The organism is Streptomyces sp. CA189, from assembly GCF_056428985.1.
This window is the reverse complement of the sequence record NZ_JBWJVM010000090.1, coordinates 1-15,737: the sequence shown is the minus strand read 5'-3', so window position 1 is coordinate 15,737 and position 15,737 is coordinate 1. Positions and strand designations below refer to the sequence as shown.

Annotated in this window: 17 protein-coding genes; 11 read left to right on the top strand and 6 right to left on the bottom strand. The window is 70.2% G+C overall.

What is annotated here, in order from left to right; translation table 11 throughout:
- Positions 1-24 precede the first annotated feature (24 nt).
- Positions 25-2,256 carry a catalase/peroxidase HPI gene (katG, locus tag AC061S_RS38440; protein ID WP_478690514.1) on the bottom strand — a complete coding sequence of 744 codons (2,232 nt, stop codon included), beginning with the start codon at positions 2,254-2,256 and terminating at the stop codon, positions 25-27.
- Positions 2,257-2,606: 350 nt separating this feature from the next.
- Here katG and AC061S_RS38435 point away from each other — a divergent pair, with 350 nt between their 5' ends.
- Positions 2,607-3,017 carry a Fur family transcriptional regulator gene (locus AC061S_RS38435; RefSeq protein WP_478690513.1) on the top strand — a complete coding sequence of 137 codons (411 nt, stop codon included), beginning with the start codon at positions 2,607-2,609 and terminating at the stop codon, positions 3,015-3,017.
- A gap of 132 nt (positions 3,018-3,149) precedes the next feature.
- Here AC061S_RS38435 and AC061S_RS38430 read toward each other — a convergent pair whose 3' ends face one another.
- A complete protein-coding gene (locus tag AC061S_RS38430) occupies positions 3,150-3,605 on the bottom strand; it encodes a MarR family winged helix-turn-helix transcriptional regulator (protein WP_478690512.1) in 456 nt (151 codons plus the stop codon).
- Positions 3,606-3,699: 94 nt separating this feature from the next.
- Between AC061S_RS38430 and AC061S_RS38425 the strand changes: the two genes are divergently transcribed.
- Together AC061S_RS38425 and AC061S_RS38420 are read left to right on the top strand one after the other, a co-directional pair.
- A complete protein-coding gene (locus AC061S_RS38425) occupies positions 3,700-4,032 on the top strand; it encodes a rhodanese-like domain-containing protein (protein WP_478690511.1) in 333 nt (110 codons plus the stop codon).
- Positions 4,033-4,067: 35 nt separating this feature from the next.
- Entirely contained in the window at positions 4,068-4,646 is a 579-nt protein-coding gene (locus AC061S_RS38420) for a YceI family protein (protein WP_478690510.1), read from the top strand.
- Positions 4,647-4,763: 117 nt separating this feature from the next.
- On the opposite strand, the gene AC061S_RS38415 is transcribed toward AC061S_RS38420, so the two are convergent.
- Complete coding sequence (locus AC061S_RS38415) at positions 4,764-5,372, bottom strand: TetR/AcrR family transcriptional regulator (protein WP_478690509.1); 609 nt, start codon at positions 5,370-5,372, stop codon at positions 4,764-4,766.
- Positions 5,373-5,676: 304 nt separating this feature from the next.
- Here AC061S_RS38415 and AC061S_RS38410 point away from each other — a divergent pair, with 304 nt between their 5' ends.
- The 6 genes from AC061S_RS38410 to AC061S_RS38385 are packed head-to-tail and all read left to right on the top strand — an operon-like array spanning position 5,677 to position 11,036.
- A complete protein-coding gene (locus AC061S_RS38410) occupies positions 5,677-6,861 on the top strand; it encodes a pyridoxal phosphate-dependent aminotransferase (RefSeq protein WP_478690508.1) in 1,185 nt (394 codons plus the stop codon).
- On the top strand, positions 6,851-7,363 hold the full coding sequence (locus AC061S_RS38405) for a DUF6190 family protein (protein ID WP_478690507.1): 513 nt from the start codon (positions 6,851-6,853) through the stop codon (positions 7,361-7,363). The genes AC061S_RS38410 and AC061S_RS38405 overlap by 11 nt, the downstream gene beginning before the upstream one ends.
- 10 nt (positions 7,364-7,373) lie before the next feature.
- Positions 7,374-8,153, top strand: coding sequence for a dihydrodipicolinate synthase family protein (locus tag AC061S_RS38400; protein WP_478690506.1), 780 nt, complete (start codon positions 7,374-7,376; stop codon positions 8,151-8,153).
- The gene (locus tag AC061S_RS38395) at positions 8,147-8,986 is read left to right on the top strand and encodes an iron-containing redox enzyme family protein (RefSeq protein WP_478690505.1); all 840 of its coding nucleotides are present in this window, start codon (positions 8,147-8,149) and stop codon (positions 8,984-8,986) included. Before AC061S_RS38400 ends, AC061S_RS38395 begins: the two co-directional genes overlap by 7 nt.
- Positions 8,983-10,296 (top strand): methyltransferase domain-containing protein, encoded by a 1,314-nt coding sequence (locus AC061S_RS38390; RefSeq protein ID WP_478690504.1) that lies wholly within the window; start codon positions 8,983-8,985, stop codon positions 10,294-10,296. The genes AC061S_RS38395 and AC061S_RS38390 overlap by 4 nt, the downstream gene beginning before the upstream one ends.
- 11 nt (positions 10,297-10,307) lie before the next feature.
- The gene (locus AC061S_RS38385) at positions 10,308-11,036 is read left to right on the top strand and encodes a DsbA family oxidoreductase (RefSeq protein WP_478690503.1); all 729 of its coding nucleotides are present in this window, start codon (positions 10,308-10,310) and stop codon (positions 11,034-11,036) included.
- Between the two features lie 50 nt (positions 11,037-11,086).
- On the opposite strand, the gene AC061S_RS38380 is transcribed toward AC061S_RS38385, so the two are convergent.
- The 3 genes from AC061S_RS38380 to AC061S_RS38370 all read right to left on the bottom strand — a co-directional run bounded on the left by AC061S_RS38380 (position 11,087) and on the right by AC061S_RS38370 (position 14,756).
- Entirely contained in the window at positions 11,087-11,983 is an 897-nt protein-coding gene (locus AC061S_RS38380) for a geranyl diphosphate 2-C-methyltransferase (protein ID WP_478690502.1), read from the bottom strand.
- Between the two features lie 15 nt (positions 11,984-11,998).
- Positions 11,999-13,267 carry a family 2 encapsulin nanocompartment cargo protein terpene cyclase gene (locus tag AC061S_RS38375; protein ID WP_478690501.1) on the bottom strand — a complete coding sequence of 423 codons (1,269 nt, stop codon included), beginning with the start codon at positions 13,265-13,267 and terminating at the stop codon, positions 11,999-12,001.
- A gap of 76 nt (positions 13,268-13,343) precedes the next feature.
- Positions 13,344-14,756, bottom strand: a complete 1,413-nt coding sequence (locus tag AC061S_RS38370) for a family 2B encapsulin nanocompartment shell protein (protein WP_478690500.1) — start codon at positions 14,754-14,756, stop codon at positions 13,344-13,346.
- A 405-nt stretch (positions 14,757-15,161) separates the two neighbouring features.
- Between AC061S_RS38370 and AC061S_RS38365 the strand changes: the two genes are divergently transcribed.
- Positions 15,162-15,299, top strand: a complete 138-nt coding sequence (locus AC061S_RS38365) for a hypothetical protein (protein ID WP_478690499.1) — start codon at positions 15,162-15,164, stop codon at positions 15,297-15,299.
- 214 nt (positions 15,300-15,513) lie between these two features.
- Positions 15,514-15,737 (top strand): hypothetical protein (locus tag AC061S_RS38360; protein ID WP_478690498.1); only part of this gene is annotated, 224 nt, incomplete at its 3' end.

The window sequence follows — 15,737 nt, the reverse complement described above, 5'->3', positions numbered from 1 at the left end:
CGACGGCCGGCCCGGACGCCGGGATCAGACGAGGTCGAACCGGTCCAGGTTCATCACCTTGTCCCAGGCGGCGACGAAGTCCTTGACGAACTTCTCCTTCGCGTCGTCGCTCGCGTAGACCTCCGCGAGCGCGCGCAGCTCGGAGTTCGACCCGAAGACCAGGTCGACGCGGCTGCCGGTCCACTTGACCTTGCCCGTGGCGTCGTCGCGGGCCTCGAAGGTGTTCGCGTCCTCGGAGGTCGGCTTCCAGGTCGTCCCCAGGTCGAGCAGGTTGACGAAGAAGTCGTTGGTGAGGGAACCGGGGGTCGTGGTGAGGACCCCGAGCGGCGACTGCTGGTGGTTCGCGCCGAGCACCCGCAGGCCGCCCACGAGGACGGTCGCCTCGGGGGCGCTGAGGTTCAGCAGGTTCGCCTTGTCCAGCAGCAGGTACTCGGCGGGCAGGCGGTTGCCCTTCCCGAGGTAGTTGCGGAACCCGTCGGCGGCCGGCTCCAGCGCGGCGAACGACTCCACGTCGGTTTGCTCCTGCGAGGCGTCCACGCGTCCGGGCGCGAACGGCACCCGGATCTCGACACCGCCGTCCTTGGCGGCCTGCTCGACGCCCGCGCCGCCCGCGAGGACGATCAGGTCGGCCAGCGAGATCTGCTTGCCGCCGCTCTGGGCCGAGTTGAAGGACGCCCGGATCCCCTCCAGCGTGCGCAGTACCGTCGCCAGCTCGTCGGGGTTGTTCACCTCCCAGCCGCTCTGCGGCTGGAGGCGGATGCGCGCGCCGTTGGCGCCGCCGCGCTTGTCGCTGCCCCGGAAGGACGAGGCCGCGGCCCAGGCGGTGGAGACGAGCTGGGACACCGACAGGTCCGAGGCGAGGACCTCGGCCTTGAGGGCGGCCACGTCCGCGTCGTCGACCGGCGAGTGGGTCAGCGCGGGGAGCGGGTCCTGCCACAGCAGGGTCTCGGACGGGACCTCGGAGCCGAGGTAGCGGACGACCGGGCCCATGTCGCGGTGGGTCAGCTTGTACCAGGCGCGGGCGAAGGCGTCGGCGAACTCGGCCGGGTTCTCGTGGAAGCGCCGCGAGATCTGCTCGTAGGCCGGGTCGATGCGCAGCGCCAGGTCGGTCGTGAGCATCGTCGGGGCGTGGCTCTTCGACGGGTCGTGCGCGTCGGGTACGGTGCCGGCCCCGGCGCCCGCCTTCGGCCGCCACTGGTGGGCGCCGGCGGGGCTCTTGAACAGCTCCCACTCGTAGCCGAAGAGGATGTCGAAGAAGGTGTTGTCCCAGGTGATCGGGGTGTTCGTCCAGATCCCCTCCAGCCCGCTGGTGATGGCGTCGCCGCCCTTGCCGGTACCGAAGGAGTTGGCCCAGCCCAGGCCCTGCGCCTCGATCGGGGCGGCCTCGGGGTCGTCGCCGACGCTCTCCGACGGGCCCGCGCCGTGGGTCTTGCCGAAGGTGTGGCCGCCCGCGATCAGGGCGACGGTCTCCTCGTCGTTCATCGCCATCCGGCGGAACGTCTCGCGGATGTCGCGCGCCGCGGCGATCGGGTCCGGGGTGCCGTTCGGGCCCTCCGGGTTGACGTAGATGAGGCCCATCTGGACGGCGCCGAGGGGGTTCTCCAGCTCGCGGTCGCCGGTGTAGCGCTCGTCGTCGAGCCAGGTGGTCTCGGGACCCCAGTAGACGTCCTCGTCCGGCTCCCAGACGTCGGCCCGTCCGCCGCCGAAGCCGAAGGTCTCGAAGCCCATCGACTCCAGGGCGACATTGCCCGTGAGGATCATGAGGTCGGCCCACGAGAGGCTCTGGCCGTACTTCTTCTTGACCGGCCACAGCAGGCGGCGGGCCTTGTCCAGGTTGCCGTTGTCCGGCCAGCTGTTGAGGGGGGCGAAGCGCTGCTGTCCGGCTCCGGCGCCGCCGCGGCCGTCGCTGATCCGATAGGTGCCGGCACTGTGCCAGGCCATGCGGATCATGAACGGGCCGTAGTGGCCGAAGTCGGCGGGCCACCAGTCCTGCGAGGTGGTCAGCACCTCCGCGATGTCCCGCTTGACCGCCGGCAGGTCGAGCGTGTTGAACGCCGCGGCGTAGTCGAACTCCTCGCCGAGCGGGTTGGCCACGGCGGGGTTCTTGGCAAGGATCTTCAGGTTCAGGCGGTCCGGCCACCACTGGCGGTTTCCGCCGCCCTGGGTCGGGTGCGGGGCGCGGTCGTGCGCGACCGGGCAGCCACCGCCGCCCTCGGCCTTCGCGTCCGTGACGATTGCATCGTGGTTCTCAGACATGGGAATCCTTCCGGACCGGACCAGGCGGTCACGGTGATCAGGAACTGCATGCAATGGAACATTTCGGGGCACGGGACCTGACAGCGGGCCACGGTTTCACGGTCGTCCTGACACCGGGGCGGTCCGGGTCGCGGACGGTCTCACGTCCGGTCTCGCGCTGCTCCGGACCGCTCCCGTCCCTTGGCTGTCAACGCGACCGATCCTACGATGGACGCAATCCAAGTCAAGAACGACACCAAGTCCACACCACATCCTGTCGGATCCCGGACGTCCGCGGGTAGATTCCGGGTACCCCGCCGAACCAGCCCCGCCGAACCAGCCCCCTCCGAACCGGAAAATGGTGAGCCGATATGAGTGACCTGCTGGAGCGGCTGCGCGAGCGCGGCTGGCGGATGACCTCCCAGCGGCGCGTGGTCGCCGAGGTGCTCGACGGTGATCACGTACACCTCACGGCCGACGAGGTGCACGCCCGCGCGGCGGAGCGGTTGCCCGAGATCTCCCGGGCCACCGTCTACAACGCCCTGGGCGAGCTGGTTTCCCTCGGCGAGGTCATGGAGGTCACCACCGACGGCCGGGCCAAACGGTACGACCCCAACGCGCACCACCCGCACCAGCACCTGGTGTGCTCCGGCTGCGGCCTGATCCGCGACGTCCACCCCACCGGCGACCCGCTGGCCGGCCTGCCGGCGGAGGACCGGTTCGGATTCACGGTCTCCGGGGTCGAGGTCACCTACCGGGGGCTCTGCGCCACCTGCGCCTGAGGCCCGATGGCCCACCGCACGGGGCGGCGGGCCGGGCCTGAACGCGCCCGTACGAGTCCGCGCGAACGGTGCGCGAGGTGGACGTCGGCCTGCGCGGACGTCGGCCTACGCGGACGTCGACCGAGCCGGACGTCAGCCGAGCTGGACGTCGGAGTCGGGCTGGGCGACCTTGAACAGCGCCCGGGCGATCACCGCGGCGTCCGCGTCGGTGAGGTGCACGGAGAAGTGCTTCTGGATGCTGCGCATGTAGACCGGGGCCGTCTCCCGATGGGCCTCGGCCCCCTGTGGGGTGATGACCGCCCAGGACGCCCGTTTGTCATGGGGGTCCGGCAGCTTGTCCACGAGGCCGGCGCGCACCATCTCGTCGATCAGGCGGCTGACCCGGGTGCGGCTGAGGACCACCCGGTTGGCCACTTCCTGCATGCGCAACCCGTGCTCTCCGGCCGCCTTGAGTTCGAGCAGTACGTCGTACCACGTCAAGGGGATCCGGCCGTCGCGCTGCACGTCGCTCTCGATGGCGCGCACCGCGGTGTTGTGCGCGAGGAGCATCGCCCGCCACGCCTCAAGTCGATCATCCTGTCCCGTCACACCGTGATCCTACTCCCATTGCGTGCGCCCGCACATACTTGTTAAGGTGCGTGCGTACGCACTTATCGGTCCTTGATTTTCGGAGGCTGGCTACATGGCGGTTCAGAACCTCACCCGCGACGAGGTCAAGCAGAAGCTCGACAGTGGCAAGACGGCGGTCGTCGAAGCCCTGCCGGAGCAGTACTACAAGGAGGCGCACCTGCCGGGGGCGCTGCTCCTCCCCCTCGACGACGTCGACGCGCTGGCCCCCGGCCTGCTGCCCGACAAGGACGCCGAGGTGATCGTCTACTGCACCGGCACGACCTGCTCCAACTCGGGGATCGCGGCCGAGCGGCTCGCGGAGCTCGGCTACTCGAAGGTCTACACGTACAAGGACGGCAAGGAGGACTGGATCGGGGGCGGCCTCCCGACCGAGTCCGGCGTCTGAGCGCCGCATCCACACCTGAGCAGGAGGAACGGACGATGACCAGTAGCGCGATGTCGCCGACCCGCACCGTGGACGGGGTCGAACTCCCGGCCGTGGGTGACTGGAAGGTCGACCCGGGGCACGCGGAGGTCGGCTTCCTCGGCCGGCACTTCATGCTCACGAAGGTGCGCGGCCGGTTCACCGGCGTCGACGCCACCGTCTACATCGGCGAGCGGCCCGAGGACAGCAAGGTCACCGCGGTGATCGACATGGCCAGCGTCAACAGCGGGGACACGGCCCGGGACGACCACCTGCGGTCCGCCGAGTTCTTCGACGTGACCGAGCACCCCCAGGCGACGTTCACCTCGACGTCGGTGAGCTGGAACGGCACGAGCGGCACGCTCGCCGGCGATCTCACCATCAAGGGGTTCACCCGTCGCGTCGAGCTCGACGTGGACTACCTGGGCTACGCCAAGGACCCGTGGGGCAACGACCGCACGGTCTTCTCCGCACGCGGCAAGATCAACCGCGAGGACTGGGGCCTGACCTGGAACATGGCCCTGGAGGCCGGCGGGTTCCTGGTCTCCAAGGAGATCGAGCTCTCGCTGGAGATCGAGGCGGTCAGGGAGGGCTGACGCCCGGCGCGCCGACCTGCCGGTCCCGGTACGGCACCCGCCGTACCGGGACCACCCCTGCCCGCGCCGGGACCGGCCCCGCGCAGACCCCGGCCACCCCTGCCCACGGCGAGCCGCTCAGGCCTCCAGGACCCGCCGCACCATCTCGCCCAGCGCCCCGCGGATCCGCCCCGGGGTGAACTCGCTGCTGCGCAGCGCCTGTTGGAGGTCCGCGTCGACCATGGCCAGGAGGAGGTGCGAAGTGCCCTGGGCGTCCAGCTCCGGCCGCGCCTCGGCCAGCAGGTCGGACAGGTGGCGCTGCCACAGGCAGTAGGAGCCGATCTGGTACCGGACGCCGGGCGCGGTGGTCTCCGAGAGCCTGACCAGCTCCAGATTCGTGTCGAGCAGATCGAGATAGGTGTCGAAGAAGGCGGCGATCCGCACGCCCGCATCACCACCGGGCCCCAGGGGCGGCGGCCCGTGGAGCATCTTGTCCTGCAGCTCGCTCTCCTGCGCGTCGAGCAGGGCCACGGCCAGCCCGGACTTGCTGCCGAACCGGCGGTACAGGGTTCCCTTACCGACGCCCGCGCGCGCCGCGATGGCGTCGAGCGAGACGTTGTCGACGCCCTGCTCCCTGAACAGTTCCGCCGCGACCACCAGGATGCGGCTTCGGTTGCGCGCCGCATCCGCCCGCTCGCGAGCCGGCTGCCGGATGAGTTCGGCCACTTCAGGTGACCCCGCGCTCATGCTGTGCCTTCGTTCGTGACCTCGTAGGTGTGGGTGGTCGTGAGTGTACTCAGCACGGACAAGAGCCGCGCCGGAGCGGGCCGGAATCACACTCTCACCCCTCCCCCGATCTTCGCCGTTCGTTTACTTGCCCCCGAGAAGGCGATGTGCCAGGGTCGTCCTAACCGGACCACAGTCCGCTTACGGGGGATCCACCATGACACAAGTCGAGGGCGACCGCACCTCTTCTTCAGGTTCCGCGGCCGTGACGCACCCGCACTGCGCGCACTCCCCCCTGGCAATCCCGTTCCTGATCGGAGGAAGCATGACCACGCACCCCAGCCCGACCAGCCCGGACAACCAGCTCCTCGACCTGACCCAGCACGAGATCCAGGCCCTGCGCACCAGGTTCAACCTCGCCGACGCCCACACGCACCAGCAGCAGTCGGACAGCCAGCGCGAGATCGTCGCCCGACTGCCCGAGCTCTGGTACGAGGCGGAGCGCGGCCTGCAGGCAACGGCCGAGGAGCGCTTCGTCGAGGCCTTCTTCACCCTGCACCGCCAGCACACTGCCCTGGCCAAGAACAAGACCCTGCTCTCGTACGCCGCCTCGATCTCGACGATGGTCGCCGGCATGTACCTCAAGCAGCAGCGCAAGTCGGTCACGCTGGTCGAGCCCTGCTTCGACAACCTCTACGACGTCCTGAACAACATGGGCGTACCGATGTACCCGATCGACGAGTCGGCGCTCCACGACCCGGACCTGATCTACTCCGAGCTCAAGCGCCGGGTCCGCACCGACGCCCTGTTCCTCGTCGACCCGAACAACCCCACCGGCTTCACGCTCCTCCAGCACGGCCGCAAGGGCTTCGAAGAGGTGGTCCGCTTCTGCAAGGACCACAACAAGCTGCTGGTCATCGACTTCTGCTTCGCCTCGTTCACCCTCTACGACGAGAAGCTCGCCCGCTTCGACGTCTATGAGCTCCTCGAAAGCTCCGGCATCTCGTACCTGGCCATCGAGGACACCGGCAAGACCTGGCCCGTCCAGGACGCCAAGGCCGCCATGATCACGGCCAGCGACGACATCCGCGAGGACGTCTACAACCTGCACACCAGCGTGCTGCTCAACGTCTCGCCCTTCGTGCTCACCATGCTGACCCAGTACGTCGAGGACTCCACCCGCGACCAGCTCGGCTCCGTCCGCGAGGTCCTCACCCAGAACCGCGAGGCGATACGCAAGGCCATCGACGGCACGATCCTGGAGTACCAGGAGCCCGTCGCCGGTGTGAGCGTCGCCTGGGCGCGCATCAACCACCCGGAGCTGACGGCGAGCGAACTGCAGCGGCTCCTGGCCGAGGCCGAGGTGTACGTCCTGCCCGGCCGGTTCTTCTACTGGAGCCAGCCCGACCGCGGCGAGGCCTTCGTACGGTTCGCCCTCGCGCGCGACCCGCAGGTGTTCTCCGACGCCATGGCCCGGATGCGCGAGGTGCTCGACCGCCATGCCGTCTGACACGCACGTCCGGGAGGACTACGCCGACGCCGCGCTCTTCCTCGGCATGAACAGCGAGGACGAGGCCTTACGGCGCGCCTGCAAGGCCTTCTTCGCAGACCGGCTCGACGGCCGGATCGTCATGAGCCTGGAGCAGGTGGGCCGCTGCGACGACATCATCTGGGGCTTCTCCCGCGAACTCCAGGACGCCTACTACCCGTTCATGGACAACCTGCACACCGTCATGGACATCCGCCGACTCGGCTACGAGGAGGCCGACGTCCTGCGCGCCGCCGGCACGGAGCTGCCCCGGTCCCTTCCAGTGCACGAACGACTGCTCCTCGGCATGGTCCTGGGCCGCGAGGGCCTGCTGCACACGGCCAGTCCCCGCCTCACCGCCACGAGCGGGCTCGCGTTGCACGCCGTGTCCGGCGCCGACGGGCCTGAAGCCCGCTTCCCCGAGCCGCTGGAAGGCCTCTACCAGCAGTCCCTCGCCCTGCGCGTGCCGGCCGAAGCCCTATGACGGAGGACCGATGATCACCGGAATGACCACCGCGCTCGTCACCCCGGTCGACGCGGCGGGAGAGATCGACGAGAAGAGCATGGCCCGCCTGATCGCGACCGTACGGCCGTACGCCGACGCCCTGTTGCCCGCGCTGAGCACCGGCGAGGGAGGGTCACTGTCGGACCGGCAGTGGCGGGAGACGCTGACCGCCGCCGTCCGGTACGCCGACGGCGCACCGGTCCTCGCCGGCATCCTGCGGCCCACCACGGACGAGGTACTCGCCCTCGCCCGCGGCGCGGGCGGACTCGGCGCCGCCGCAGTCGTGGTCACCACCCCGTACGGGGCGGACGTGACCCAGGAGGAGATGTACCGCCACTTCGAGGCCGTGGCCGGGGCCGGACTGCCCGTGATCGTCTACCACGAGTCCGCCGTCTCCGGGAACAGCCTCGAACTCGGCACCCTGCTGCGCGTCTGCGCGCTGCCGGGGGTGGCCGGCGTCAAGGACTCCGCCGGAGAGCCCGACTTCACCCGCGCGCTGATCGCCGCCGGCCCGGGCGTACCCGTGGTCCAGGGACTCGAACACCTCCTGCTGGAGTCCGGCCCGGTCGACGGCTGGGTCGTCGCGCTGGCCAACGTCGAACCGGAGCTCTGCAAGGCCCTGTTGACCGACCGCGGCGAGGAGCGGGCCGCCCAGCTGCACGCCGCGTACGCACGGTACGGCCTGGACCGGGACGACTGGTACCGCTCGCTGAAGACCGAACTGCTGCGGCGCTCCGTGATCGAGACAGACCGGGAGGTCCCGTGCTGAACGTGACACCGAAGCCCGACGACAGTCCGCACAAGCGGCTGTTCCTCCACAACCGCACCCTCCAGAGCTCCGCGGTCCTCGCCCGGATCGAGGAGCTGGAGGCGGCCTGGATCGAGCCCCTCGTCGAGGGCATCGCCGACCGCACGCCGCCGCTCGCCGGCCGCGCCGAGTGGAAGGATCGCCTCGACGGGCTGCTGGCCCTCGAACGCGAGGGCAGCCCGGCCGGAAGCTACCTCGCCGAGAAGGCCACCCGGGATCAGTTCGCCCACGTGGTACGGGAGTTCGCGCTCGACGGACTGACCGAGGCGCAGAACTTCTTCCCGGCGATCCCCCGGCTCCCGATCCGCGCGCAGATGGCCGTGATGCGGGTGCTCATCGACGAGTTCGGCTGCGGCAACCTCCAGCAGACCCACTCCAAGCTCTACCTCGACCTGCTCGCCGAACTGGGGCTCCCCCAGGAGCTGGAGAGCTTCCTCGACACCACCGGCGACGAGACGTACGCGTTCCTCAACGTCTTCTACTGGCTCACCCAGCGCGCCGCACACGTCGAGTACTTCCTCGGCGCGCTCGCCTATCTGGAGGCGAGCATCCCCGACGCCTTCGCCGTACAGGCCCGCGCCTGCGCCCGGCTCGGGATCACCCAAGGCAGGTACTACACCGAGCACCTGCACATCGACACCTTCCACATGCGGGAGATGCAGACCGCGATCAAGGAGTACGAAGCGGCGCGCGGACTCGACGCGACGAAGCTCTGGATCGGGGCGCAACTGCTGTCCGGGCTGATCGGGGGCGCCTTCGACGCCGCCGTCGAGCGCGCGCGGGAGGCGGCATGAGCGACGCCGTGCTGGAAGAGCTGCCGGGCGACCGGGTGCGGGTCCGCGTCGCCGGCCGGGAGTTCGTGATCGACTCCGCCTGTACGCACCGGCTCGGCCGGCTCGTGCACGGGCAGGTCAATCCGCGCACCCTGCGCATCACCTGCCCGCTGCACGGCACCGGCTTCGACCTCACCACCGGCTGCCCGGTGGCCGGACCGTCGGCGGATCCGCTGACCGTGCACCACGCGGGTGTGCTCGGGCAGGTGTACGAGCCGCAGGACGTCTGGCTGCCCGCCTCCGAGCGCCTCCTCGAATGGGACGACGGGTTCCACGACCTCATGCTGGGCGACCGGCTGCGCATGACGGCGTACAAGGCGGCCGTCACCGAGGCCGTACGGCCCGGCGCGACCGTCCTCGACCTGGGCACCGGTACCGGCATCCTGGCCCAGTGGGCGCTGGAGGCGGGAGCGGCCCGGGTCTACGGCATCGACCTCAACGAGAAGATCCTTCAGACCGCGGCGCGGCGGCTCGCCGAGGCCGGGTTCGGGGACCGGTTCCATCCGCTGCGCGGGTTCTCCTTCGACATCGAGCTGCCCGAGCGGGTGGACCTGATCATCTCCGAGATCATGGGCAACCTCGCCGACAACGAGAACTGCGTGGCGATCCTCGACGACGCGCGCAGCCGCTTCCTGCGACCGGGCGGCACGATGCTCCCGGTGGCCGTGGAGAGCTATCTCGTACCGGTCACCGCGGAGGCGGCCCACGGCCGGGTGCGCGACGGATCCCCGCAGGACGCCGGGGACCCGGCCGAGTTCGCCGAGCTGCTGAAGGGGCGCGGGGCGCGGGACGCCTTCGACCTCTACTACGACGCGATCATCCCGGTGGGCGGTCAGCTCTCGGCGCCGCGGCTCGTACGCCGGTACGCCTTCGAGGGGGCGCACGGCGCGCACGAGACCTCGTACGAGGTTCCGCTCGTGTACACCGTCCAGCGGGCGGGGCTGTTCACCGGCTTCAAGGGCTACTTCGTGGCCACCCTCTCGGACACCGTGGCCCTGGACATCTCCGGTGACGAGGTTTCGGCGGGCGATCCGCAGGCCCGTACGACCTCGGACAGCTGGAAGCACGCCTATCTGCCGGTCCGGGACGCCGTGCCGGTGCGGCCCGGCGACCGGATCGCGCTCACCTTCTCCAGGCGGCACCCGGCGGACACCGGATCCGGGTCCTTCGGGCAGGTCTACGGCTGGGAGGGCTCGGTCGTCTCCGGGGACGTCACCGTGGCCCGGTTCTCGCACAGCACCCGGCCCGACCAGGAAGGCTGGACCCAGTGACCGCCACGAGCATGACGACCGAAGCGGGGGTCGGCCGGCCGGCGGACCCGCGGCTGCCGGCCACGCCCGACACCATCAGCGTCTACACCGACCTGAACTGCTCCTTCGCCCACGTGGCCGTGCACCGGCTGCACGAGACCCGGCGCACGCTGGGTCTGGAGGGCCGGATCTGGTTCGACTTCCGGGCCTTCCCCCTGGAGCTGTTCAACCGGGAGGTCAATGCGCGGCCCGGCGTCGACTCCGAGATCTCGGTGCTCGGCGCGCTCGAACCGGAGGCCGGCTGGCGGCTGTGGCAGGGGCCCGACTGGACCTACCCGGTCACCACCCTGCCCGCGCTCGAAGCGGTGCACGCGGCCAAGTCCCAGTCCCTGGAGGCCAGTGAGCGGCTCGACCGCGCGCTGCGCCGCGCCTTCTGGGCGGAGGGCCGCTGCATCTCGATGCGCCACGTGATCCTGGACGTGGCCGCCGCGACGGGAGCCGTCGAGGTCGACGAGCTCGCGAGGGCCCTGGACACGGGCTCGGCGCGGGCCGCCGTGACTGCCCAGTACGAGTCGGCGCGCGAGGGCCGGGTCAACTGCAGCCCGCACGTGTTCCTCCACGACGGCACCGACATGGCCAACCCCGGCATCGAGGCGCGCTGGGTGAACGGCGACTTCGGGCAGGGTTTCCCGGTGATCGACCGGGACCGCCCGGAGGTGTACGAGGAACTCCTCGCGCACGCCGCCCTGTTGCTGCCCTGAGGTCCGCCCGGTGCAGCCGGGCCCGCCGGGGGGCGGGCCCGGCGCGGTCGTCAGATCCGGTCGGCCGCGATCAGCACGTACTGGAAGGAGCCGTCCTTGTAGGACTCGATGAACGCCTCCTCGATGCCGGTGACCAGCGAGGACGTGGCCCGCAGCTCCCAGTAGGGCAGGGTCGCGGGAGTCAGGTCGATCACGGCCTGCGGCACGAGGCGGTTGTCGGCCATGGCCCGCAGGTACTCCCGGCGGGAGTGGATGTTGCACTCGAAGTGGGCGTTGATCTGGGAGACCCACTTCGAGGGCTGGCCGTACCGCGGGTTCCAGCAGCCGGTGATGGTCACGTACCGGCCGCCGACCTTCAGGACGCGGGAGTGCTCGGCGAAGAGGTCGTGCAGGTCGACGTACATGCTCGACTCGTTGTTCCAGGACGCCGCGGCCTGCCCGGTCTCGAAGGGCGTGCCGAGCATGTTGCAGACGCGGGCCCGGACGTGGTCCTCGATGCCGAGCTCGCGGGCGCGCTGGTTGCCGAAGTCGGCCTGCTTCGCGGACAGGGTGACGCCCTCGACCTTGCATCCGAAGCGCTGGTGGGCCATGACCATCGAACCGCCGCGGCCGCAGCCGGCGTCCACGAGCGTGTCCTCGCGGCCGATGGGGCCGAGGTGGTCCAGGAGGAGTTCGGCCTGCGCCGACTCCAGCCGGTGGAGCTCGGCGACCAGCTTCTTCTCGTACGCGCTGTCGTCGGTGTCGCCCAGGGCGGAGTGGTCGACGTCGCCGATGCCGTAGTGGTGGTGGTAGAGGCCGTCCACGTCGCCGAGGCGCAGGTTCACGGGCCTGGCCTCGTTGTTCCAGTAACGGGCGATGTCTCCCTGGTAGGGGGTCGCGGGGCCGGGGATGATCACGGAGGCCGGGGTGGCGCCGTTGGAGCTGGTGGTCAGGTCAATGCTGGTCACGAATGAGGTCCGTCCTTACCAGAAGTCGGGCAGGCTGTATCGGTAGGTGTTGGTCTGGTGCCAGTAGTGGTTGCCGTCGACCCATACGGCGACTCCCCGCAGGAAGCGCAGCACGCTGGGGACGGGGCAGGCGGCGGCCAGGTCGGCGGCCTCCGCTTCGAAGGCGTGCATGAGGTCGTTGTGGACCTCGACCGCCTTCAGATAGCCCTCCTGGTCGGAGGTCCCCTCCCGGTCGGCGATCACCACGGGAAGGTTCATGTGCCGTCCGGGGGCGGCGAGTTCCTTGGTGTAGGAGTACAGGTCGTTGACGATGGTGGTGGCGTTGCCGGCGAGTGCGATGACCCGCTGCATGGGCGCCTGGGCGTGCAGGTCGGCCGGGAGTTCGTACCCGCCGACGGTGTCGGTGATGGTGGGGCAGGGGCGGAAGTTGTTGAACTGCCGCATGGCCAGGTACTCCCACACCTCGGGGACGTACTCCGTCTGGCTCCAGGCCGCCTCGGCGAGGTACCCGAGGTGCAGCCGGGCCATGTCGTGCCGGTAGCGGTCCGCCTGCGAGGGACTGGCCTGCGCGAGGAAGTACTCCATGGCGGAGCTGTAGGCGCGCCGGGGCGCGTCCGACTGGAGCGACCGGGCCCACTGGGGCTCGTACTCCTTCGTCGTGTGGAGGGGGTCGATGGCGGTGTGCGCCAGCAGGAGGCGTCCGCCGAGGCCGATGGGCGAGCCCCCGTGGTCCTCGCAGTAGCAGTCGTCCACCGCGTTCTCGGCGACCATCAGCCGGGTGGCGACCATCAGGTGCTCGACGGTGGGGGCGTCCGGGTGGCAGGCCACCATGTAGCGCCCGACCTGGAAGCCGTCGAACTGGTTCTCCCAGTCTTCGGGGAACAGGTCGACCTCGTCCACCGCCCAGGCCTTGATCCGGCGGCCGACCTCCTCGACCCGCACCGGGTCCGGCTCCGGCACGGGGTGGTGGTAGAGGCCCGGGATCGGATTTCCCGCCACCGGCACCGCCGGCGCCTCGAGATCCGCGGGTGCCGGAGGGTCTTCGCTCCGAGTCAGGTGCAGGCTCGCCGTGCCCAGACCGCTGGGGCCGCGCAGGATCCGTTCCAGGGCAGGGCTCGGTTGCCTTACCTCGGCGGCGGGGACAGGCGGCGGGGACGGCAGAACAGGCACGACGGGCAAGCCGCCGAAGGTGTGGGCGTGGGCGGTGCCGAGGACGTGGGCCCCGAAGTGGGCCGCAGCGCCAGGCAGGCCCGACTGCAGAGGGGAAGGCCCGGGATCGGGCATCCGTGGCTCCTTGGTGAGGTGAGTGGGCTGTCGCGGATCCCGGGCGTGCGGGTCCTCGGGGCGGTCCTCGGGTCGCTCAGTCGCGCCTGCGGGCGATCTGTACGTTCTCCAGCACGCCGAGCGCGTCGGGCACCAGGATGGCGGCGGAGTAGTAGGTGCTGACCAGGTAGGAGATGAGCGCCTGCTCGTTGATGCCCATAAAGCGCACGGACAGGCCCGGCTCGTACTCCTCCGGCAGACCGGTCTGCCGCAGACCGATGACGCCCTGGTTGTCCTCGCCGGTACGCATGGCGAGGATCGAGCTGGTGTTCTCCTTGCTGATCGGGATCTTGTTGCACGGCAGGATCGGCACCCCGCGCCAGGCCGGGACGGACTGCCCCCCGACGTCGACGTGGTCCGGGTAGAGCCCGCGGGCGTTGAACTCGCGCCCGATCGCCGCGATGGTCTTGGGGTGGGCGAAGAAGAACTTGGTGCCGCGGCGACGGCAGAGCAGCTCGTCCAGGTCGTCCGGGGTGGGCGGGCCGGAGTGGGTCTGGATCCGCTGCTTGAAGTCGGCGTTGTGGAGCAGGCCGAACTCCCGGTTGTTGACCAGCTCGTGCTCTTGCCGCTCGCGCAGGGCCTCGATGGTGAGCCTGAGCTGCTCCTCGGTCTGGTTGTGCGGCCCGTTGTAGAGGTCGGCGACCCTCGTGTGGACCCTCAGTACGGTCTGGGCGATGGAGAGTTCGTACTCCCGCGGCTTGAGTTCGTAGTCGACGAACGCGCCGGGCAGATCGGCCTCGCCTGTGTGGCCGGCCGACATGGCGATCTCCGCCTCGCCGTGCTTGTTCTGCCGCTGCTGGGGAAGCGAGCTGAACTGCCGGATGTGTTCCTGGAGGTGCGGGGCGGTGGCCTGGATGGCGGCGAAGTCGGCGCGGGAGAGGGTGAGCAAGGTGCCGGGGGTCTCGGCGGTGGCGGTGTAGTCCCAGCCGGCGTCGCCGTCCAGCAGGGCGTTCTCACCGAACCGGTCACCGTCGGCGAGTACGGCTACGGTGACGTCGTCCCCGTACTTGCCGACGGAGGTCTGGCTGATCCGGCCATGGGCGATGAGGTGGATCTGCTCGGCGGGGGTACCGCGTTCGACCAACACCTCGCCGGAACGGAAATCTCGCTGGACGCACCGGCCGGCGAGCGCGGTCAGCACCTCCTCGTCCTCGAAGCCGCGCAGCAGAGCCAGCTCGCTGAGCTCGCGGGGGATCACGCGGACGTCGGCACCGTCCTGGACGAACTCGATGCGTCCGTCGCCGACGGTGTAGCTCAGCCGGCGGTTCACCCGGTAGGTGCCGCCCTTGGTCTCCACCCAGGGGAGCATCCGCAGCAGCCAGCGAGAGGTGATCTCCTGCATCTGCGGGGCGGATTTGGTCGTGCTGGCGAGGTTGCGGGCAGCAGCCGTGCTCAGACTGGACTGCTTGGGCGGCTCCAGCTGCGCTTCCGGGCTGGTGTCAACGGTCATCGGTCGAGCTCTCCTTCATCAGCTTCCTCAGCGGGGAAAGGAAGGCAAACGTCTGGGCGTCCGTCCAGATCCGGGGGAACCGTAGCGCCGGTGATCACCGGCCGACCGTGAAGAAACGTTGCCGTTGCTTCGTTCGGATGATCTTGTCCCGCATTAGGTTTGTTTGGCGGACCGCCGATATTCAGCCAGGTCCGCGCGGCCTCGAGGCGTCCGCCGACGGTGGACACCCGCCCCCTGGGCTGCCCCGGCCGACCACGGCCGGAAAGCCGGGCAGTGTGCCACAAACGGCCCGGGCGGTCACGTCACGTGATCCCGGGGCGTGCCCCCGGGGTCCGCGGGGTGGCGCAATGAGGGCAACGGCCAGGGCGGACCCGCCGCCCGGCACCCCGAAATAGGAGGACAGCCATGGCTGCCCTGATCCCCCTGCGCAAGTCGCTCCTCATCGCCGTCTCCGCCGTCGCCGCGCTCCTCGGCGCCAGATCGGCCCACACCACATCGGGCTCCGCCCGCCTGGCCAACGACCCCTCCGGAGCGAAGGTGTAACGCAGCAGTCCGGTGAAGAGCGCGCTCGGCGGCCAGGACACGTCCACCGCGTATTACTACTCCTACGTACAGGGACGCTAGCCGTGCTGTCGACCCGCGTGCCGCCCTCGCGGAGCAGGTCCTCAAGCACACCAACACCACCTACACCATCGCCCGCGACCTGCTGGGCGAGGCGACCGACGGCAGCCGCGCCTCCGAAGACCTGGCCCTGTGGATGCGGGCCCGCGCCCTGGCGGGACGCGGCCTGAACCGGACCGGCACACGGGCCGCCGGGGACCGCCTCGCGGCGGCCGCCGCCCGCCACGCGCACACCTGGCAGGCACGCGGCAGGATCGAGGCGATCCCCGCCCTGGAAGACCTCACCGCCTACCTCATCGCGGAATTCTGCCTCGGCCCCGAGACGGGCGCGGTCCCCGACCTCCTGGCCCGCCTGCAGGA